The organism is Frankia sp. Mgl5 (assembly GCF_023242985.1).
Lineage (GTDB): Bacteria > Actinomycetota > Actinomycetes > Frankiales > Frankiaceae > Parafrankia > Parafrankia soli.
In genome coordinates this window covers 1-21256 of record NZ_JALKFY010000677.1, presented here as the reverse complement: position 1 = coordinate 21256, position 21256 = coordinate 1, and the positions used below count along the sequence as shown (strand labels likewise).

General features: G+C 73.6%; 11 protein-coding genes and 2 pseudogenes. 3 read left to right on the top strand and 10 right to left on the bottom strand.

Going from position 1 to position 21256, the window contains the following annotated elements; all coding sequences use genetic code 11:
- The 6 genes and pseudogenes from MXD62_RS23350 to MXD62_RS23325 all read right to left on the bottom strand — a co-directional run bounded on the left by MXD62_RS23350 (nt 1) and on the right by MXD62_RS23325 (nt 11720).
- Entirely contained in the window at nt 1-1614 is a 1614-nt protein-coding gene (locus tag MXD62_RS23350) for a hypothetical protein (RefSeq protein ID WP_248831606.1), read from the bottom strand.
- 231 nt (nt 1615-1845) lie between these two features.
- Nucleotides 1846-2505: pseudogene (sigM, locus tag MXD62_RS23345) on the bottom strand (RNA polymerase sigma factor SigM); the annotation flags it as partial.
- A gap of 77 nt (nt 2506-2582) precedes the next feature.
- Nucleotides 2583-4526: a protein kinase family protein gene (locus MXD62_RS23340; protein ID WP_248831604.1), complete on the bottom strand. Its 1944-nt coding sequence runs from the start codon at nt 4524-4526 to the stop codon at nt 2583-2585.
- A 629-nt stretch (nt 4527-5155) separates the two neighbouring features.
- The gene (gene murJ, locus MXD62_RS39835) at nt 5156-8587 is read right to left on the bottom strand and encodes a murein biosynthesis integral membrane protein MurJ (protein WP_248831603.1); all 3432 of its coding nucleotides are present in this window, start codon (nt 8585-8587) and stop codon (nt 5156-5158) included.
- Nucleotides 8521-11253: a DUF6049 family protein gene (locus MXD62_RS23330; RefSeq protein WP_248831602.1), complete on the bottom strand. Its 2733-nt coding sequence runs from the start codon at nt 11251-11253 to the stop codon at nt 8521-8523. Before MXD62_RS23330 ends, murJ begins: the two co-directional genes overlap by 67 nt.
- Nucleotides 11250-11720 (bottom strand): NUDIX hydrolase, encoded by a 471-nt coding sequence (locus MXD62_RS23325; protein ID WP_248831601.1) that lies wholly within the window; start codon nt 11718-11720, stop codon nt 11250-11252. Before MXD62_RS23325 ends, MXD62_RS23330 begins: the two co-directional genes overlap by 4 nt.
- A gap of 207 nt (nt 11721-11927) precedes the next feature.
- Here MXD62_RS23325 and MXD62_RS23320 point away from each other — a divergent pair, with 207 nt between their 5' ends.
- A complete protein-coding gene (locus tag MXD62_RS23320) occupies nt 11928-13448 on the top strand; it encodes a CCA tRNA nucleotidyltransferase (protein WP_248831600.1) in 1521 nt (506 codons plus the stop codon).
- Nucleotides 13449-13490: 42 nt separating this feature from the next.
- On the opposite strand, the gene MXD62_RS23315 is transcribed toward MXD62_RS23320, so the two are convergent.
- A complete protein-coding gene (locus MXD62_RS23315) occupies nt 13491-14915 on the bottom strand; it encodes an MFS transporter (protein ID WP_248831599.1) in 1425 nt (474 codons plus the stop codon).
- Between the two features lie 287 nt (nt 14916-15202).
- Here MXD62_RS23315 and MXD62_RS23310 point away from each other — a divergent pair, with 287 nt between their 5' ends.
- Complete coding sequence (locus MXD62_RS23310; protein ID WP_248831598.1) at nt 15203-16969, top strand: substrate-binding and VWA domain-containing protein; 1767 nt, start codon at nt 15203-15205, stop codon at nt 16967-16969.
- A gap of 87 nt (nt 16970-17056) precedes the next feature.
- Here MXD62_RS23310 and MXD62_RS23305 read toward each other — a convergent pair whose 3' ends face one another.
- The gene (locus tag MXD62_RS23305; protein WP_020464691.1) at nt 17057-18130 is read right to left on the bottom strand and encodes an inositol-3-phosphate synthase; all 1074 of its coding nucleotides are present in this window, start codon (nt 18128-18130) and stop codon (nt 17057-17059) included.
- A gap of 158 nt (nt 18131-18288) precedes the next feature.
- Entirely contained in the window at nt 18289-18978 is a 690-nt protein-coding gene (locus tag MXD62_RS23300) for a PadR family transcriptional regulator (protein WP_248831597.1), read from the bottom strand.
- Between the two features lie 499 nt (nt 18979-19477).
- Here MXD62_RS23300 and MXD62_RS23295 point away from each other — a divergent pair, with 499 nt between their 5' ends.
- Nucleotides 19478-19885 (top strand): DUF5318 family protein, encoded by a 408-nt coding sequence (locus MXD62_RS23295; protein ID WP_020464689.1) that lies wholly within the window; start codon nt 19478-19480, stop codon nt 19883-19885.
- 1072 nt (nt 19886-20957) lie between these two features.
- Here the strand turns inward: MXD62_RS23295 and MXD62_RS23290 are convergent.
- A pseudogene (locus MXD62_RS23290) lies at nt 20958-21256 on the bottom strand (formate-dependent phosphoribosylglycinamide formyltransferase); the annotation flags it as partial.

The window sequence follows — 21256 nt, the reverse complement described above, 5'->3', positions numbered from 1 at the left end:
CTACAGCGCGCGGGTCGTGTTCACGGTGTACAACACCGCGCCCGGCATCGGTACCACGCCGCAGCGTGCGTCGATCACGACGACCCGCGCGGCGGCGGGCTGGCCGGCGACCGAGAGCACCACCAGCAGCGCCCGTTGGCCGTCGAAACGCACCCGGTCGAGGGCCAGTACCGATCCGCCCGTCTGGGCGGTGAGGCTGTCGTAGCACATCCGCAGCTGTGGGGTGTCGATCACGCGGGCGAGCGTCTCCGGCGTCGTGGCGGGCGCGGCCGACGAATCCGTTCCCGACACCGTGGTGGACGCGCCGCCATCGGTGGCCTGTTCCTCGCCCGCGGCGGGCGGCACGGACGTCGCACCGGAAAGCGCAGGCAGGACGGACCAGGTGAGCATGGTCGTCGGGATCCGCCCGGTGAGCAGGCTCCGGCCGTGCACGACGATGTCACCGGCCCGGACCGCCTCTCCCGAGTCGGCGACCATCGTGAAGGCCGCGGACGGCTCCTCGGGCGTCCCGCTGGCACTGGGGACGGCCGCGGCGGCGGCTGGTCCGGGGGCCCGGGCGGCTTCTGGACCGGCCGTCTGGGAGGCCCCTGACAGCGCCGTGGCCGCGTCGCTGGCCGCGGTGGAGCTCGCGTCCCCGCCGCCCGCGGTCAGCCCGCGCAGGGTCAACACAGCCGCGCCGAACGCCACCAGCGCGACGCAGGTCGCCGCGATCGAGACCCAGTCGCGGGCGACCCGGCCGCCGGCACCGGCGAGCCCGCCGCGCCGCCGCCGGCCGCCGTGCCGCGGGGGCCGCTGGGGCCGCGGCGCCCCGGAGATCGGCGGCCTGCCCGGCTCCGTGTTCCCCCGTGTGGTGCCGTGTGCCGCGATGTCCGGCTCGGCGATGCCCGGCGCCGTCGTGTCTGGCGCCGTCGTGTCCGGCGCCCTGGCGCCCGGAGTCCTGGCGCCCGGAGTCTTGGTGTCTGGAGTCCTGGTGTCTGGTGCCGGGATGGTTGGTTCGCCGATGCCTGGCCCGGCGGTCCCCTGCTCGGCGATGCCTGAGCCGTGGTCGGCCGCGTCGGGACCTGTGCCAGCGGTGCCTCGGCCTGCGTTGCCCGGAGTGCTCTTCCGCTCGAACTCGCCAGGGGCGACGAGGCCCGAGGCTGGCAGCGAGCCGACCCGCCCGAGGCGGCGGCGTGGCCGCGGCGGGCCGCTGACAGCTCCCGCGCGGGGACCGCGCCCCGACCGGGCGCTCTCCCGTGCCCGGGTGTCCGTGGCCGACCTGGCGGCCAGCGCGGCCTGGATGCGCTCGGCGACGTCGGCCGGCATCGTCATGCTCGCGAGGCGGGCGAGGTCGGCACGCACCCGGCGCAGCGCCGTGAGCGCCTCCTGGCAGGTGGCACACGAGTGGACGTGGCGCTCGACCCGGGCGACCGCGGGCTCGAGGGGGAACCCCTGATCCGAAGGGTCCGGCCGGGCGTCGAGGTAGGCGTCAAGCGCCTCCACGTCGGGATGCCCGCCGGTGGTACGACCGTCGGTCATGCGCTGGGCGGCCGTGCCGGCCCGGGTACGCGGGCCACGGTCGCCGGGGCGCCAGCCCGGATCAGGGGCGTGGGCGCCGTGTTCGTCCGTCACCACCGCCGATCACCTCCTCCGGCGAGTCAGCCGCCCGGCCGTCGTGCCGGTCCGGTCGGCGGGTCCCGGGACGCCGGCCGCGCCCGGCATCTCGGCGGGTTCGGCGGCGGCGCCACGAGCGGTCGTGCCGGTGGGGTCGGTGCCGTCCGCATCCGCGCGGTCGGACCCCGCCTGCTCGGCCGGCCGGTCGTCGACCAGTCGGTCGACCGGTTCGTCGGGACCGCCGGCCGATGTGTCGTACCGTCCCTCATCACAGACGGAAGGCGAGGCCGGCTGGTTCCCGGCGATGGGCCGCCGAGCCCGTTCGGGGGCAAGGTGCCCGAGCAGGACGGCGAGCCGCGCCCGGCCGCGCGCGCAGCGGCTCTTGACCGTCCCGACCGGTATGTCCAGCAGTTCGGCCACCTCGGCGACCGAGCGGCCCTCGACGTCCACGAGGACGACCGGGGTGCGCAGTGTGACCGGAAGCATGCCGAGCGCGGCGCCGATGTCCATCCGGGTGTCGTGCTCGGCGATGGCGTCCCGGGCGTCGGCCGGCTCGTAGGGGGCACCGTCGGGGGCCGAGGGCATCGGCACCGTCGGGCGCACGGCGCGGCGGCGCAGCCGGTCGAGGGCGGCGTTGGTGACGATCCGGTGCAGCCAGGTGCCGACCGCCGCCTCACCCCGGAAGTCGGCGGCCCGCCGGTGCGCGGAGAGCATCGCCTCCTGGACGGCGTCCGCCGCCTCCTCGGTGTCCTGCAGCAGCGCGAACGCCACCGACCACAGCCGGTCGGCGTGCGCGCGGAACAACTCGCCGAACGCGTCCGGATCACCCGCCACATGCCGGCGCAGCGCCTCCAGGTCGGCCTCGGGAGCCCGACCGGAGGACCGGGCACCGGCCGCCGCGGGCGGGTTCACCGACTTCTCAGGACGGGCGATTGCCACCCGGGACTGGCGCGCATCGACCTCGACCCGCCGCACATGATTCCGTCCGGTCAGCCCCGGAACTCGATCTCCGCGATCGATCCCTTGTTGGACGGAAGCTCGGTCAGCCACAGCACCCAGTACCGATGAGTCGGCTGCTCGGACGGCATGCTGATGCGGACCTCGCCGGTCTTGTTCTGCTGCGGTACACCGATGACCGCGTAGTCGTTGATGTTGTCCGAGAGTGAATCGCCGGCCCGCAGCTCAAAGGTGATCGGGCCTTCCCTCCCGACGGTGACGACAACCTCGCTCGGGGTTATCGGCTGGTTGAAGTCGAAGCGCAGCCCCACGCCCTTCTTCAGCCCGCCGAACTGAGGGCTGTGGTATCCGTCCGTCGTCCACTGGGTGGCCGGGTTCCCATCGGTGGCGAGCGGTACGAGGTCCGGCTTCTCCGCCCCGTCACCGGTCGGGGGCGGGTCGAACGAGGTGACCGAGCCGAAAGGAATCCGATTACCGGAGGGCACCACGGCCATGGAGGAAGGGCCGGTATCCCCGCCCGGGCTGCCGCCACCATCGTCCTTCGGGCGAAAGGCGATCACCGCCACGACGGCGACGAGGGCGATCACCACCAGCAGGGCCACCCAGGGCAGGACCCGGCGGACGGCGCCGCCGCCAGCCCCGCCCGACCCGCCGCCCTGGCGGTGGCCGCCGGCGGGCGGGTAACGGTCGTCGGAGTACCGGCGCTGCTCGGGCGCCTCGCGCTGCGACGGGTAGCCGCCCCGGTCGCGGTCGTCGTAACCGCCCTGGCCGCCGTAGCCGCGCTCGTTGTAGGAGGTCTGGTCGTAGCCGTCACGGCCCAGGTAGGACGTCTGGTCGTAGCCGCGGCGGTCGTAGTCGTCGCGGCCGCCGTAGCCGTTGCCGCCGGAGCTGTTCCCGCCGGCGTAGCCCTGCCCCGGGTAGTCGGAGGGGGCGGGGTAGTCGTCCGTGGCCGGGTTGTAGCCGTCGACCGACATCGCCTCGGTGCTCGCGGGGCCGTCGTCACCGAGACTCATCAGGCCGGTGTCGAGGACCTGGTCGACCGGGCTGACCGCCTCGAGCTCCGAGACCAGCTCGGCGGCGGTCGTGATCGGCGCGCCGGCCCGCTCGTCGCCGAGGGTCGCCAGGGTGATCGCGTCGAGGTCGCGCGGGACGGCCGAGTTGATCTGCCGGGGGGTCCGCAGCCGGCCGTCGCTCGTCGGGGCGGCCGGCAGCGCGTGCTCGCCGAGCAGCGGCCAGGTGCCGGTCAGCCCGGCGTACAGCAGCCCGCCGAGGGCCCGGACGTCCGCCAGCTCGGCCGAGGGGGGTGCGTCGTCCTTCTCCGGGTCGGAGCCGATGGTGGGCTCCGCGCCCGTCGCCGCGCCGTCCAGCCCCGCGAGGACACCGCCGATCTCCAGGTCGACGACCTTCACGGTGCCGTGGCCGGAGACGATCACATCGCCGGGGTTGAGCCCGCCGTGGTGGATGCCGCGGTCGTGCGCGGCGGCGAGGACCCGCGCCGCCGCCAGGACGATGGCCCCGGCCTGTTCGGGGCGCAGTGGCCCGTTGGTGGCGAGCTGGCGCAGGGTGCGCCCCTCCACCCACTCCGAGACGACATAGGAGACACGGGCCGTGCCTGTGGTCGTGGTCGTGGCGTCGTAGGTCGACGCGGCGCCCGGGTGGACCAGCCGCCCGGAGTTGATCGCCGCCTTCAGCAGGGCGCGGGCCGCGTCCTCCCGGACAGCCGGATCGATCTCCGCCGCGGTGTCAGGGTCGACGTGCTCGACGATCCGGACGGCCACCGGCCGGGCGAGCGTGTTGTCGTCACCCCGCCACAGGGTCACCGGGCCGCGGGTGTTCAGCGGCGCCAGGAGGCGGTAGCGGCGGTCGAGAACGGATTCGGCCAGCACGGCCGTGCTGGCCGGGCGCTCGCCCGGCGAGTCGGTGGTCACGTCGTTATCGACGTCCGCGCCCTGCGGTCGGTTGCTTCCGTCGACCACAGCGCCTCCGTCGTCCGCATACCCGCCGGCCGACCCGACGGCGGGTTGCCCCACCTCACCCGGGCAGGGGATCCGCCCAGCGTTCCGCCACTGCGAACGAACATCCCGGACACCCTCCGTCGCATCGGAACGCATCGTGTGACCAACGCGACGAGCTGGGTGCTGCGCCTGGTTCACCGGCGACGTTGGGCGGGGCCCGCGCACAGCGTGTTCAGTGTACGAGTCCGGCCCTGGCATCTCGCGGATGTCTCCGGACAAGCCAGCTTGGCACACCGGGGCGAACCATCCGCCTATGGACACGCCATGGACCCGGCGTGCGATCGTGCGGAATCAGTGGTAACGCACCGATCTTCACCCCCAAACCCGATTGACGCCTCCAGAGGATCACTTTCTGTGCGTATTTGGGTTCGAGTGTGACAAAACTTTACCGAATGATTTTCTGGCGTTACTTAAAGTCGCGTCGATGTGTTGCTGGTGGCATGGGTGTGGACGGGGTTCCGCTGTCGGCTCCGGGCGCCGTTCGTCGCGCCGGTGGGACCTTGGTGCCATCCCGGCAGGTAATCCGGGCGACGGAATCGAGACCATCGGCCCGCATGGGTGAGGCCGTGTCGGGAAGTGGCCCCGGCCCGTCAGCCGCGCCGGCCCGAGGACCCGCCGCGGCGACCTGGTGGCCCGCCTGGCCGACCGGAGGGCCCGCCGCGACCGCCGCGATCACCACGCCCGCCCGGAGGCCGGCCCCGCCCGCCGTCTTCTCGCCCGCCGTCTCCCCGGCCGGCCGATCGCGGTGGCCGGGCCGAGGACGCCGTGCCAGTGCCAGTGCTGGCGCTGGCAACGGCGGGCTTCGTCCGGCGGCCGACGCCGAGGCGGCCACCGACGATGCGCATCAGGGCCGTCATCTCGTGCATGCCGGTGCGCACGGAGATCACGACGAAGGCCAGGCCGCCGACGACCAGCGCCAGCACCACCGCGACCCCGGAGCCGAGCCAGCCCCTGCCGAGCAGGTCGCGCAGGCCGTCCGCGACGACGCTGGCGAGGACCGCGCCCACACCGGCCGTCACGCTGACCCGGGTCGTCACCCGCGCGATGCGGTTGCCGTCGATGCCGCGCAGACGGCGCCGCAGCAGGACCGTCGTCGCCACCAGGCCGATCAGGTAGGCCAGCGAGAAGGCCAGCGCCAGCGCGGCCGCCCGGTGCTTCTCGGCGACCACCTCCGACAGCACGAACGCGGCCAGCACGTTCGTGGCGACCACGCCGATGTTGACCAGGGCGGGCGTGCGGCTGTCCCGGTAGGCGTAGAAGGCCCGAAGCTGCACCTGGAAGAGCGAGAACGGCACGAGCGCGATCGCGAAGGCGCTCAGCGTGTCCCCGATCGCGATCGCGTCGTCGTAGTCGACCGCACCGTGGTTGAAGACCGTCACGGCGATCGGGCGTCCCAGCGCCAGCAGGAACAGCGCCGAGGGGACGATCGCGGTGACCGTCATCCGGGACGCGGTGGAGAGGTCCTCGCGGACGAGGTCCGCCTGCTCACTGGCGGCGTGGCCGCTCATCCGGGGGAGCAGGGCGGTGATCACCGAGACGCCGATGATCGCGTACGGCAGCTGGAAGATCTGGTACGCGTAGCTGTAGATCGAGTACGCGGTGGTCGACGACGAGAGCCGGGTGATCATCACGTAGCCGAGCTGGCTGATCAGGACGTAGAGCAGCGTCCAGCCGGCCAGCCGGGACGACGTGCGCAGCCCGGGGTGGCGCAGGTCGAGCCGGGGCCGGTACCGGAATCCCACGGCGCGCACCGAGGGCAGCAGGGCGATGGTCATCACGACCACGCCGAGCGTGGTGCCACCCGCGAGCACGAACTTCTGGGCGTCGGTGATGCCGCCCAGCGTCGGCGGCCGCGGCCCGGGAAGGAAGATGAACACCAGGCAGGTGACGATCACCACCAGGTTGTTCAGCACCGGCGCGAACATGGGCGCGGCGAAGGACTGGCGGGTGTTGAGGATCGCCCCGAGCGTCGCGCCGATGCCGTAGAAGAGGATCTGCGGCATGAACCAGCGCAGCAGGTCCGCGCCCAGCTCGCGCTGCGCCGGCCCGGTGTTCAGGTAGAGGCTGATGATCTGGGGCGCGGCGAACATCCCCACCAGGACCGCCGCGCCCAGACCGAGCACCATCAGCGTGATCAGGGACGAGGCGAAGCCGTCGCCTCCGTCCGGGTCCTCCTTGGACGCCTGCACCAGCACCGGCACGATGACGCTGGTCAGGATCCCGCCGAGCAACAGGTCGTAGAGGATGTTCGGGGTCGTGTTGGCGACGTTGAAGGCCTGGCCGACGGCTCCGGTGCCGATCGCCGCGGCGATCGCGACCGTGCGCAGGAAGCCCGAGGCCCGCGAGGCGATGGTGCCGATCGCCATTGTCCCGCTGGCGCGGCCGAGCCCGCCCCGCTTCGCCGTGGCGGCGCCCCGCGCGGCGCCTGTGCCCTGCTTGCCCGCGGCCTGTTTGCCTGTGGCGGGTCTGCCTGTGCCCTGCTTGCTCGCGGCCGGTCTGCGCCCGGCTGGGCGGGCCCCCTCGGCCGCGGGGCGCCGGGTGGACGCCGGTGGCGGCGTCACGGGCGGCGCGAGCCGGCTGGTGCGATCGTCGGCGGCGACCTCGTCGAGCGGCTCGACCAGTGGCTCCACGTGTGGCCCGTCGAGCGGCTCGACCGGCGGCCGGGTCCGGCGCGCCGAACCGGCGCCGGCCCTCGGCGCCGCGCCGGGGGCCGGCGTGCGGGAACGCGACGACCACATCGCCGGCCCGCCCTCGGACGGCGGCGGCACCGCGGGCGCGCTCGGCAGCCGGCGGGTCTGCTCACCTGCCGGCGGACGTCCGCCCGCGGGACGCCTGCCGATCTCCGCGCCGCCCTCCTGGTAAGACTGGGGCGACATGCCCGCGTTCGGATCGGATCGGCGCGGCCCGGTCGGGTGCGGCGCGGCGTCGTAGGGATCGTCGGGATCGGAGCGCCGCCGGCCGGGTACCGGCGGCGGGGTGTCCGGGTAGGCGGAGCCGGTGGGTACCCGGGCCGTGGCATGTGACCCGTCCGCGTACCAGGCCGGTGGCTCGCCGCCGCGGTCCGGGCGCTCCTCGTAGGTCGGCGGCTGCCCGGGCGTTCCGTACCGCGAGTCGTCGTACCGAGGTTCGCCGTATCGCGGTTCGCTGTGGCGGGAGCCGTCGTACCGAGCCTCGTCGGGCCCGTCGTACCGACGATCCCCGTACGGAGGTTCGTCGTGCTGAGGTCCGTCGTACTGAGGTTGGTCGTGCTGAGGTTGGTCGTACGGCGGATCGTCGTACCGGGGGCGGGACCGGTCGTGCCGGGGGCCGCCGTCCCGCGGGTCCCACTCGTGGCGAGCAGGCTCGTACGGTGGCGGCCCGGGGGGCCGGTCCGACGGCGGTTCCGGATCGCCCCACGGCGCCGGCGGGTCCTGAGCGGGCCGGTTCACGTTCGGACGGTAGCGGGCCGGGTGCTCATCGGCATGAGGAAACGGCGAACCCGGCCGATGCGGCTCACCGGCGTCCGCGTACCGGTCGTCCGGGTACGGGCTGTCCCGGTACGGGCGGTCGTCGTACCCGCCGTCCCCGTATCGGCTCGCCGGGTTCGCCGGGTACCCACCGCCGTCGTACCGCCCGTCCGGCCGCGCGCCGCCCTCGTACCGCTCCTCTGGCCGTCTGCCGTCGTGCCGGTCCTCCGGGTACCCGCCGGGGTAGCCGTTGTCGTAGCCGACGTCCCGGCGCTGGTCGTGGGCGTAGCCGTCGTCCGGGTAGCTTCCGCCCGCGTACCGGCCCCCGTCCTGGCCGCCCGCGTAGCCGCCGTCGGCGTACCGCTCGTCGGGATACCGCCTGTCCGGGTACCGGTCGTCTGGGTACCGCTCGTCCGGATACCGGTCGTCCGGGTACCGGGGAGTGCCCTGGCCGTCCCGGGTGCCGTGGTGGTCGTCGTCAGGCGGCCATCGCGACTCGTCCGGCGGGGTCACCGGCCGTCCCGTCGCCGCGGCTGGGACGCGGATCCGGCCGGGGCCGCGGGACGCCCGGGCCACGGCTCGGCCGTCCTGCCGCCGGGGCCACCGGTGGACGGGCCGTACGGCGAGCCGGTCGGCTCCCGGTACGTGGCGGGCGCGGGTGGTCCGTCGAAGTAGGGATCGTGCCCGAGGCCGGCCGGCGCGGGATCGTCGACGGGCCGCTCCGGCCAGCCGGGGCCGGCGGTCCCGGGGGGATCGAACGGTCCGGCGCCCGTGCCGGGGTGGTCGGGATCGCCGGCGCCCGAGGCCCCGTTCGCCCCGGCCGGGCCGAGGAGACCGGCGCCGTCGGGCAGCGCCGCTCCCGCCGCATCCGCCGCCGATCCGCCGCGGGAGCGCGCGCGGAGCTTGCGTAGCAGGCGGATCAGCACGGCCAGCATCAGCACGCCGATCGCGCCGATCGTGATCGCCGTGGCGATGGCCCCGTAGACCGTCGAGCGCACCAGCACCCGGGCGGCGGCGTCCGGGCCCAGGGCCTGCCCGTCGACGGTCTCGAGCCGGATGTCCACCGGGAAGGTGCCGGCGCTCTCCGCGTCCACCTCGATCTCGAACTGGTCCTTCTGGAGCGGTTCGAGCACCCGGGTGACCTCGGTGGCCGACACGAGCCGCCCCCGGTCGGTGGACGAGAGCTTCAGGACCACCGTCACATTCCAGTCGGCACCGTTCTCCAGCGTCACCGGGACGCGCCCGCGGCTGCTGGTGAGGTTCACGATCCGGGACGCGACGACCCGGATCTTCGACCGGTAGTCACCGACCTGCCCGTCCGCCTGCTGGGCCAGGGAGAACCCACCGAGGCGGTCCGTCCGCCACCACGCCGACAGCGCCGTGATCAGCGTGTTGCCCATCGGGTCGACCTTGTCCAGACGGCACTGCCGCAGCAGGTCGCCGGTCATGGTGGTCGGCGGGCAGAAGGCGGCGCTCAGGACGGCCACCTCGCCGCGGATCTGCCCGACGCCCTTCACGTAGTCGACCGGGAGCTCCCGGCTCTGCGCGTCGGCGTTGTAGGTCAGGCCGGCGCGCTGCCTGGTGGCGTCCGGGGACGGCTCCTCGATGCCGACCGGCCTGGAGTAGGCGCTGTCGAGGTCGCGAATGATCGCGTTGAGCCAGCCGGGGGGCGGTGCGAAGTCGCGAGGGAGCGCCAGGACGGCGGCCCGCTCGCTCGACGGCTCGGCGGTGATCATCGCCAGCTCGGCGCGGAACCGGGCGAGTGCCTGCTCCAGGAGCTCCTGACCGTCGTAGGAGGCGACCGCCTCGGCCAGCCGGTGGTCCGCCGCCAGGACGCGAACCTGGCCGCTGGACGTCGGCAGGGTGACCGCCGCGGACGGGGTGTACCGGACGGACTGCGCCGCGGGCAGCAGCCGGTCGTCGACGATCACCGTGCCGGCGCCGTTGGCGCTGAGCACGTCGACGGTGCGCGGGTCGGCGATGCCCCCGGCAGGGTAGGCGATCGTGCCGCTCCTCGGGGCCTCGCCGCCCAGCAGCCCGGCGATGACGACCTGGCCGGTGTTCACCGAGTACTGCAGCGCGTCGAGCTGGTCGGCGCGGACGAGGGCCGGCAGGTCGGCGTCCCCGTAGGGCAGGGCGATGACCTTGCCGCCCCGCCGCGCGAAATCCTTGATCCGGTCGAGGAAGGCGCCCGCGTCGATGTCCGCGGGGGCGTCCCTCTCCCCGCTGGGTGAGGCGTACTTGTACGGCTTCTCCATGCGCCCCAGCGCCTGCACCAGCGTGGGGTCGACCGCGAGCGTGACCTGAGGCGGTGGTGCTCCGGGAAGGGCGGACTCGAACGGGTCGAGCAGCGCGTCGAGCCGGCCGCCGTCCCGGATCTCGTCCGCCAGGGTGTTGTCGGTGAGCAGGCCGTCCGAGCGCAGCCGGGGCTTGCTGGAGATGGGCAGGACGGTGACGACCGCCGTCCGCGTCGCCGCCTGCGGGGGCGAGACGACCATGAACGTCGTCGTCGACGCCACCGTGGCCCGGGCCCGCCCGCTGATCCGGCCGACGACGCTGATCCGCACCGGCCGCACGCTCACGGCCGACGAGCGGAACATCGCGGGGACGTCCGCCTGCGCGGCGAACTGGCCGGGGGTCGTCGCGGTGGGGCTGATGGTCAGTGGCCCGCTGGCGAGCGCCGAGTAACGGATCTGCGGGGGCGGGCCGCCGCTGGTCAGCTGGGCGAGCTCGCCGCGGGACCGCAGCGGGCCGCCCACCTCGAGGACGACACCGAGGTCGGTCGGCAGCACCGTCCCGCCCACGTCGACCGTGCCGGTCACCCGGAGCTGGGGGGCGGCGGCGCTCGGGGTGACGAGGCTGGTGAGGCGGACCTCGATGGGAAGGCCCGTGGTCCCGTTCGTGGTCCCACTGGTGCTTGGTGTGGTCTGTTGAGTACCCGAAGTGCCGCTTGTGCTGGGGTTCGTCCGGGTTATCGGCTGGATGATCGCCGCGCGGTCCGGCGAGATTCCCACAGATGAGGCCGATCCTGTGGACAACTCTGTGGACAGCCCTGTGGAAACTGTGGATGAAGCCTGTGGATTGTGCGAATCGAGCGTGGTGCTCGTGGCGGCGGGCGCTCGCGCGCCGTCGGGCGGAGCCGCCGCCAGGCCCACTTCGGCCCCGGGCCAGACCAGCGCGACGGTCCCGAGCAGCGTCGCGGCCGCCAGCCGGTGGCGGCGGAACGAGGTTCGGCCGGTCACGAGGCGTCGGCGAGGATCGTCGGCACCCCGTCGAGCAGCCGTCGTTCGTCGGCGTACGCGAGCCGTCGCGCCACCTCGGACAGCGGGACCCACGCGACCTCCGCGACCTCGACGTCGTCGTCGGAGAGGTCGCCCGACGTCCGGAGCAGGAGGAAGTGGTGGACGGTCTTGTGTACGCGAGCCTCGCCGGCGACGAACCAGAAGTCGATCGTGCCCAGCGGGCCCAGAACCGCTCCGGTCACACCGGTCTCCTCGGCGACCTCTCGGACGGCGGCCTCCTCCGTGGTCTCATCGCGCTCGACATGACCCTTCGGCAGCGACCACAACAGCCGGCCACGCTTGTCCCTGCGGGCGATCAGCGCCGCGTTCGCGGCGGCGGACGCTGTGTCGAGCACGAGGCCCCCGGCCGAGGTCTCCTCCACCCTGCGCAACGGCCTGCGGCCGGGCGTCCTGGGCGGGGAGGGCATGGACTGATCGTACGAGCACCAGTCGAAACAGCCCCGTTGTGTGTCCCGCTCGTCCGGGAAAATCGCAGCAGGGGCCCGAGCGGGCACTTTCGTCCGTCGTGCGGCGCACCATACGACGATGGTCCCGCGTCGAGGGTGGCCGGACGCGTGCCAGACAGGCACGGCCACCAGCAACGGTCCGCTCGCCCGTAATCTGAACAGGTGGCTGTGATCAGTCTTGACAATCCCCGGGACTCGGCGGAGCAGGTGGTGAGCGACCTGCTCCGCGTGCCCGCGCCCGCCGACGAGCTTGGTCGGATCTTCGCCGACCACGGGCATACCCTTCATCTGGTCGGCGGCTCCGTCCGCGACGCGCTGCTCGGCCGGGCGGGTGACCCGAGCGACACGAGCGCGACCGGTGGCACGGGCGGGGGCGCGCCGGACCTCGACTTCACCACGGACGCCCGCCCCGAGCGCGTCCTGGAGATCACCCGGGGCTGGGCCGAGGCGACCTGGGACGCGGGCATCGCGTTCGGCACCGTCGGCCTGGCCCGCCGCGGGGTGCGCTTCGAGGTGACGACCTACCGCAGCGAGTCGTACGACCGGACGTCCCGCAACCCCGCCATCACCTATGGTGAAGGTCTGCAGGAGGACCTCGTCCGCCGCGACTTCACCGTGAACGCGATGGCGGTCTCCGTCCCCGGGCACGACTTCGTCGACCTCTTCGGCGGGATGGCCGACCTCGCCCGCGGCGTGCTGCGCACCCCCGGGCCCCCGGAGGCGTCCTTCGACGACGACCCGTTGCGCATCCTGCGGGCAGCCCGGTTCGAGGCGGCCCTCGGCCTCACCCCGGTTCCCGAGCTGGTCGTGGCCATGCGCTCGCGGGCGTCCCGCATCTCGATCGTCTCCCCGGAGCGGGTGCGCGACGAGCTGCGCAAGCTGATCGCGAGCCGGGACCCGGTCGCCGGCCTGGAGCGGCTCGTCGAGGTCGGCGTCGCCGACCTGGTGCTCCCCGAGCTGGGCGCCATGCGGATGGAGATCGACGAGCACCACCAGCACAAGGACGTCTACGCGCACACGATGACCGTGCTGCGCCAGTCGATGGCGCTGGAGGACGACGGTCCCGACGAGATCCTGCGCTGGGCCGCGCTGCTGCACGACATCGGCAAGCCGCGCACCCGCCGGCACATCGCCGGTGGCGGGGTGTCCTTCCACCACCACGAGGTCGTGGGGCGGGACATGACGCGCCGCCGCCTGGTGGCCCTGCGGTTCCCGAAGGACGTCGTCGACGCCATCTCCTCGCTCGTCTACCTGCACCTGCGCTTCCACGGGTACGGGTCCGGCGAGTGGACGGACGCCGCCGTCCGTCGCTACGTCCACGACGCCGGGCCGCAGCTCTCCCGGCTACACAAGCTCGTCCGCTCGGACTGCACGACCCGCAACCGGCGCAAGGCGGAGAACCTGGCCCGCGCCTACCGGTCGCTCGAGGAGCGGATCGCCGACCTCGCCGCCCACGAGGAGATCGCGGCGATCCGGCCGGAGCTGTCCGGCGACGACATCATGGCCCTGCTGGGCCTGCCGCCGTCGCGGCTGGTCGGGCAGGCCCGGGCGTACATGCTCGACGTCCGCTTCGAACGCGGTCTCCTGGGCCGCGAGGCCGCCGAGGCCGAGCTGTTCCGCTGGGCCCGGGAGAACGACATCGTCATCCCCGGCGAGACTCCCACCCAGGACGAGGCCCCCGACGCCTGACGCCAGCCCGGGGTTCGTGCCAGCCCGGGGCTCGCTTCGGCGTCACCGGGCCGGGCCCGGCCCGGTGGCTGAGACCGGGCCCGCAGGTCGGCTTGGGCCCGAGGTCGGCTCCGGGCTCGGGCTCATGGTCGGGCCGGGGGCGTCGGAGGAGGCGGGTGTGTCGGCGCCGGATTCGCCGACGCCGCGGATCACCCGGTCCTCGGGGTGGCGCATGGCGGCCCGGTAGTAGAGGAGGCCCGCCAGGCTGTAGCCGATGCCCGCGGCGATGATGGTCGGCGAGGACCTCCCGTCCTCCGGAACCACCACCGCGGCGACCGCGGCCGCGGCCACGAAGGCCACATTGAACAGCAGGTCGTAGAGGGAGAACGCCCGCCCCCGGTAGGCGTCGTGGGTCTCCTCCTGCACGATCGTGTCGACGCAGATCTTGCTCGCCTGCGCGGAGAAACCGAGGAGCAACCCGGCGGCGACGTACAGCGGGGAGAGGTACGGCAGCCCCAGGACCACCTCGACGACTCCGCCCGCGCCGAGGACGATCGCGATCCAGGTGGCCTTCGGCATCCGCCGGGTCACCCGGGGGGTGACGACGGCGGCGAGGATCGTCCCCGCGCCGCTCGCCGCGACCACCGCCGCGAGCCCGGCCAGCCCCCCGCCGGGCCCGGTGAAGTGGTTGCGGTACAGCAGTACCGTCATGACGAGCACCAGCCCGTAGGCGGCGCGGGACGTCGTCAGCGCGGCGAGCGCGCGCCGGGCGGGGCCGTGGTTCCACAGGTAGCGGACGCCGTCCACCATGTCGGCGACAACGCGCCGGGCCTGCGACCAGGCACCCTGCCAGGGCATCGTCTCGACCGGGCCGAAGGCGAGGCGGGCGGGGCGTGCCGCGGTGACGGCGGCGACGATGTAGGCGAGGGCCGCCAGGCCCGCCACCAGCGCGACGGCCCGGTCATCGCCGTCGGTGAGGCCGCGTAGCCCGCTGCCGACACCGGCCCCGACCAGGGTGGCGACAGTTCCGGAGGTGACCGACAGGGCGTTGGCCGTCACGAGCCGGTCGACGTTGACGACCATCGGGAGGCCTGCGGACAGCGCTGCCAGGACGAACCTGTTCACGCTCACCGAGGCCAGCGCCGTCGCGTAGAAGTCGGCGCCGGTACGCCCGCCGAGGATCAGGCCGACGAGCACGATCATCAGCAGCGTGCGGACCACAGAGGAGACAACGAGTACCCGCTGGCGGGAGACCCGGTCCAGCACGATGCCAGCGAACGGCCCGATGACGCTGAACGGCAGCACGACCACGGCGAGAGACGCGGCCAGTGCCCCGGCGGACGTCGCGCGCTCCGGGGAGAACAGCACATAGCTGACGAGGCTCGCCTGGAACACGCCGTCGGCGGCCTGTGACGTCAGACGGCACGCGTAGAGCTGCCGGAACGCGCGACCGCCGAGCAGCGCGCGCAGGTTGCCGGTCCAGGCCACGACGGCCAGCCTACGGAGCCGGCGGACGCCCCGGGTCGCCGGGCGGCATGACGGATCACTCTGCGAGCACAGCGGACGGCAACGATCCCTATGGCCGGACGGCACGTGAACAGCGATGTGACGTCGAATCAATGCAGGGACTTCGGTTGTCCCATCCGGCGCAGACCTCGGCACGTTTGGTTACGGTCGCGGTCCAGACCTCGGTTGTTCCGGGAGGTCCCGGTCTGATGCCTGGTGCCCGCCACCGCCACCGCCGTTCGGGCCCCTCGTTACGGGGGGTCGCGGCGGTGGCTGCGGTACCCCTCATGGTCGGTGCCCTGACCTGCGGATGGCTCGTCCTGCGCGGAGGGGCCGGTCCCGTTCGCTGCGATCGCACGATCACCCTCGGGGTCACCACCTCGCCGAGCCTGGCCACGGCGTTGAGCGAGGCCGCCGCGGCCTACGGCAGCGGGAAGCCGACGGTGTCCGGGTACTGCGTGTCCGTCCGGGTGGACACGGCGGGCGGCGGCCAGGTCGCCTCCTATATGAGAGGCGGCTGGACGGACCCGACGGCCGGTCCGATCCCGGACGTCTGGGTGCCGGACTCCACGGACTGGCTCACGCTGGCGCGGACCACCGAGCCGGCCAACCGGCTGCTGGTGGACACCGGCACCGTTATCGCCACCTCACCGGTCGTCATCGCGATGCCCCGCCCGATGGCCGAGGCGTTCGGCTGGCCGCGCCGCGAGCTCTCCTGGGCCGACCTGCGCAAGCTCGGTGGCGACGAGGGCTACTGGGGGTCACGGGGACGGCCGGCCTGGGGCGGTTTCACCATCGGGCTACCCGACCCCCGGGTGTCGACCGCCGGGATGACCGCGCTGGCCGACGCCGTGGCCGCCGCGCTGAAGACCCCGGTCGAGCGGCTAACCGAGGACATGTTCACCGACGGCCTCGCGGCCAAGGGCGCCCTCCTGGATCTGGAGCGCTCGTCGGCGCTGGTAACCGCCTCCGACACCGACCTGCTCACGGCCGTCCGCGCGGCGGACCTCGATGACCCCGCGGCGACCAGGCTCACCGCGTTCCCGCTTCAGGAGAGCCTCGTCTACCAGTACAACCGCCGGGTGGGTATCGGCGCCGCGCTGCCGGACGGCCGCGGACCGGAGCTGGCCGCCTTCTACCCGCGGGACGGCACCGAGCTCGACGAGATCCGGTACACCGTGCTGAGCCGGGCGTCGGACGACCCGGTGAAGGCCGAGGTGGCGCGGGACTTCCTGCGGACGCTGACCTCCAAACCGGGGCGGGACGCCCTGCTCGGGAACGGCCTGCGCCCCCCGGACGGCATCGCCGACTCGTTCACCGCCCGGACGGGGCTCACCCCCCGGCCGCGGCTGACCCCCGAGCACACCCTGGACGCGACGGTGCTGACCGCGCTCCAGGGGAGCTTCGCCGGGGTCCATCAGCGCGGGAACACCCTCGCCGTGCTGGACACCTCGGGCTCCATGAACGAGGAGGTGCCCGGCAGCGCGGGCCGCAGCCGGCTGTCGGTGGCGCTCGACGCGGCGAAGTCCGCCATCCCACTGTTCGCCGACGACAGCAACCTCGGGCTGTGGCAGTTCTCCACCCGGCTGCGCGGCGACCAGGACTGGGAGGAACTCGTGCCGCTCGGGCCGATGGGTGAGCGGCTGGGCGCCGGCACCCGTTCGCAGGCGGTGACGGACGCGCTGAACCAGATCGAGCCGCGCGGCGACACCGGCCTCTACGACACCACGCTCGCCGCGTTCCGTTACCTGAACCAGCACTACGTGCCGGGCCGGCCGAACCAGGTGGTGCTGGTGACCGACGGAAAGAACTCCGATCCGGGCAGCATCGGGCTCGACGAGTTGGTGCGGATCCTGCGCCGGGAGCACTCGCCGCAACGGCCCGTCCAGGTGATCACGATCGGCTACGGGGCCGACACGGATCTCGCCGCGCTGTCGCGCATCTCGGCCGCGACCGGAGCCGAGACGTATCCCGCGCTGGACCCGAACACCATCTTCGAGGTCCTCGTCGACGCGCTGACCGAGGTTCCCGGCTGACCCGCGCATGCCTGTAGCCCGGTCGTCCCCCTCCGGACGACCGGGCTACCTGGCGGATCGTGGGTGGTGCTGGTGGTGCCGCGGAGGTCAGCCCTCGTCGCGGATGAACGCCTCGACCTTGTCGCGGGCCTCGTTGTCGCGGTACTGCTCCGGCGGCGACTTCATGAAGTACGACGACGCGGAGAGGATCGGCCCGCCGACGCCGCGGTCCAGCGCGATCTTCGCGCAGCGGACGGCGTCGATGACCACACCGGCGCTGTTGGGGGAGTCCCAGACCTCGAGCTTGTACTCCAGGTTCAGCGGGACGTCGCCGAACGCGCGGCCCTCGAGCCGGACGTAGGCCCACTTGCGGTCGTCGAGCCAGGCGACGTAGTCGGACGGGCCGATGTGCACGTTGTCCTTGCCCAGGTCGTGGGAGACCTGGGAGGTGACGGCCTGGGTCTTGGAGATCTTCTTCGACTCCAGCCGATCCCGCTCGAGCATGTTCTTGAAGTCCATGTTGCCGCCGACGTTGAGCTGCATCGTGCGGTCGAGGACGACGCCGCGGTCCTCGAACAGCTTCGCCATGACCCGGTGGGTGATGGTGGCGCCGACCTGCGACTTGATGTCGTCGCCGACGATCGGCACGCCCGCCGCGCGGAACTTCTCGGCCCACTCGGGGACACCGGCGATGAAGACCGGCAGGCAGTTGATGAACCCGACGCCCGCGTCGATGGCGCACTGGGCGTAGAACTTCGCGGCGTCCTCGGACCCGACCGGCAGGTAGCAGACGAGCACGTCGGCGCGGGTCTCACGCAGGGTGGCGACGACGTCGACCGGGGTCTCGTCCGACTCGTCGATCGTCTCGCGGTAGTAGCGGCCGAGGCCGTCGAGGGTGTGCCCGCGGGCCACGGTCACGCCCAGCGGCGGGACGTCCGCGATCTTGATGGTGTTGTTCTCGCTGGCCACGATGGCCTCGGAGAGGTCACGGCCCACCTTCTTCGCGTCCACGTCGAACGCCGCGACGAAGGTCAGGTCGGAGACATGGTAGTCACCGAGCGTGACGTGCATCAGGCCTGGGACCTGGGCCGCGGGGTCGGCGTCGCGGTAGTACTCGACCCCTTGGACGAGAGATGCGGCGCAGTTGCCCACGCCCACGATGGCGACACGTACCGAACCCATGACGGATGCGCTCCTTAAGCTGGTGGGGGATGCTGGTGTTTCCCGCGCGGAGCGGGATCGGCCGGTGCTGACCGGGACACCGGCTTGGTGCCGACGCCGCGCGGTACCGCCGTCGGGTGGGCGTGTGCCGCCCCGCCGCCGGTCCGCCCGGTCGCCTGCTAGCTGTCGGGGGACGGAACGGCGCCGCCGGAGCCCTCGTCACCGTGCTCCGGGCCGCCCACCGCCTCGTCCCGTCCCGCGTCAGCTGTGGACGAACCTGTGGACAACTCTGTGGATGATGTGGACAACACCCCGCGCGTCGAGACCCCGCGCGTCGAGCCGGGCGCCTGTGCCCGTTCGGTCTCGATCAGCTCGCTGAGCCACCTGACCTCGCGCTCGACCGACTCGAGGCCGTGCCGCTGCAGCTCGAGGGTGTAGGAGTCCAGCCGCTTCTGGGTACGGGACAGCGCCGAGCGCACCTTCTCCCCACGCTCCTCGAGCCGGCCGCGCCGCCCCTCGAGGATCCGCAGCCGCACCGCCGCGTCGGTCTTGGAGAAGAAGGCGAAGCGGACGCCGAACATCTCGTCCTCCCACGAGGACGGCCCACCTTCGCCCAGCAGTTCCGCGAGCTTTTCCTTGCCCTCGCCAGTGAGGGTGTAGACGACCCGGCTGCGGCCACCGAGGCGGCCGGCCGCGCCGACGTCGTCCGCCGTCACGTACCCCGAGGCCTGCAGGCGGCGCAGGCACGGGTACAGCGACCCGTAGCTGAAGCGGTGGAAGGAGCCGAGAACGGCGGCGAGCCGCTTGCGCAGCTCATAGCCGTGCATCGGACTCTCCGACAGGAGCGCGAGCACCGCCAGCTCCAACATGCGCGCTCTCCTCTCGCACCGGGTCGGCGCCCGCCGCCGCCGGACGGCCGGGTGTATCGGCGGACTGTATCGCTTGGTTCTCTCGCCCCGACATATCGAGGCGATACATCGAGGATAGACGCGCCGGTACTACTACGGCAACTAGGGATGGCCGACCGGCGACCGGTTGATGACGGACGGGCGTGGACAACCGCGTGCGGACAGCCGGGCCGGCGCGTGCGGACTGAGGTGCCGGGGCGGTGATCCGGCGTGCCTGCACGTCGCTTCGCCGGGCCGGAGCGGCGGCCGAACCGGTCGGCGGGACGCGCTGGCGTGGCCGTCGAACCGGCGGGCGGAACGGGCTGGCGTGGCCGTCGAACCGGCGGGCGGAACGGGCTGGCAGGAGCCGGGAACCGTCCACTGGTGCACCGGCTTTCACCAGTACGAACGGCCCAATCGGCTTGTCACCTTCTGTCGGTACCGTCTGCCCGGGACGCGGCGTCGGCGTACCGTGGATGCCATGCGTCCACGGTCGGTCATCGACTACGCGCTCGCCCGCCGGGCGACGCTGGGCGACCTGTTCGCGGGGCGGATCTCCTCGCTGGACGTGTGCGATGCGCACCCTTATCTGATCCGTGCGGCGAAGTACCACGGAGAGCCCACGAAGAAGCGGTGCCCGGTCTGTCGCGGGGCCGATCCGCTCATCAACGTCACCTATACCTACGGTGACGAGCTCGGCCCGAGCTCCGGCCGGGTCCGGGCCACCAAGGAGCTTCCGGGGCTGGCCTCCCGGTACAGCGAACTGAATGTGTACGTCGTCGAGGTGTGCCCGCCCTGCGGCTGGAACCACCTGATCACGTCCTATGTGATCGGCACCGGCGAGCCGCCGGCGAAGAAGCAGCCGCGCCGCCGGGCCGCCGACACCTAGGCCCGGTCGGGGCGGGCCCGGCGGCGTTCACCGAGGGCTACGAGGAACCCGGCCGAATACCCGGTGTGAGCGGCGAGTCCTCCTCGGCCTTTCTACCCGCGCCCTGTTGGCACAGCGCCGGGCCGTGGTGTGCCGAGAGTGCGTGCCATCCCCACTTCAGTGCCCTGCCGCAGGGGCCCCGATCTGGCGTGAGATTCTGGTCTGCCATGTGGGCTTCCACGTGGGTGCGGCCGCCTTCGGCGCGCTGTACCGGAATCTGGGGGCGCTGGCCGGACTATGGCATCGGCACGGTGACCGGGGGGATTCACGGCAACGGACGGGGTAGTGGGTGAGTACTCCCTATGACCAGGGCGCACGGACGGTAGGACCTCGTGCTGGCGACGGGCGGGTTCCGCCCGGTCCTGCCGTGCCCGGTCCGGGCGGCGGGAGGCCGGCCCCAGGTGGCCGGCCGGCCGGCGCGGGTTCGCCCGGTGGGCCGCTCGCCGGCAGCGGCGCGGCCGGTGGGAGCACCGCCCCCGACCAGGACGCCGGCGGCTGGACCCCGGACCGCGGCGCCGCCGCGCGCCGCCGCGCGGCCACGACCCGCTCCGACGCGGACGGCGCGTCCGGTACGACCGGCCGCCGGGCGGCTGATCGGGGCGCCGGGCGTCCGCCGGGCCCGCGAGGTGCTTCCGGCGGTACGAGCGGTACCGGCGGTATGGGTGGTACCGGCGGCGCTGATCGGTCCGGGCCCGCCGAGACGGGGCGGTCCGCCGCGGGCGGCCCGGCCACCGGGCGAACCGGGGCCGGCCGGGCGACCGGCGTCTCCGACCGCACCGGTTCGGGCCGGGGCGCCCCGGCCCGCGGTGTCCCGGACCGTGGTCTCTCCGATCGTGGTTCCGCGGGGCGCGAGGCCTCGGGCCGTGGTGTCTCCGATCGTGGTGGCTCGGGCCGTCCCGGCGCCGGGTCCGTGGAGCCGGGCCGCACCGGATCCGGCCGCCTTCCCGCCACCCGCGGTGACTCGGCCCGCATTGACGCTGCCCGCGGTGAGGCGACCCGCGGGGACTCCACCCGCGGCGGCGTCCGCGGTGATTCAGCCGGCGGTGGCTTCCCGCGCGGCGATGCCCGGGGCGATGCCCGGGGTGAGCTCGCTCGCGGCGACTCCGGCCGGGGTGCCGCCGGCCCCGGCCGCGGTGCCCCGGGCCAGCGCGAACCCGGGCGTGGCGAGCCTCGGCCCGGTGGCCCGGAGGGCCGCGGCCGGGCCGCGGCCCCGGATGCCGACCCGGCGGCCACCCGGACCCAGCGGCGGGCGGGCGGGCGCCCGTCCCGTCCCGTGGCGGGCCGGGCGGGGGGGGGGGCGCGCGCCGGGGCGCCGCCGCGGCGGGCGCGCGG

What these genes read in the sequence shown, in the direction of transcription:
- MXD62_RS23325 (WP_248831601.1), bottom strand. Translation starts at nt 11,720, where the DNA reads ATGCCCTCCCCGCCCAGGACGCCCGGCCGCAGGCCGTTGCGCAGGGTG.
- MXD62_RS23295 (WP_020464689.1), top strand. Translation starts at nt 19,478, where the DNA reads ATGCGTCCACGGTCGGTCATCGACTACGCGCTCGCCCGCCGGGCGACG.
- MXD62_RS23300 (WP_248831597.1), bottom strand. Translation starts at nt 18,978, where the DNA reads ATGTTGGAGCTGGCGGTGCTCGCGCTCCTGTCGGAGAGTCCGATGCAC.
- MXD62_RS23305 (WP_020464691.1), bottom strand. Translation starts at nt 18,130, where the DNA reads ATGGGTTCGGTACGTGTCGCCATCGTGGGCGTGGGCAACTGCGCCGCA.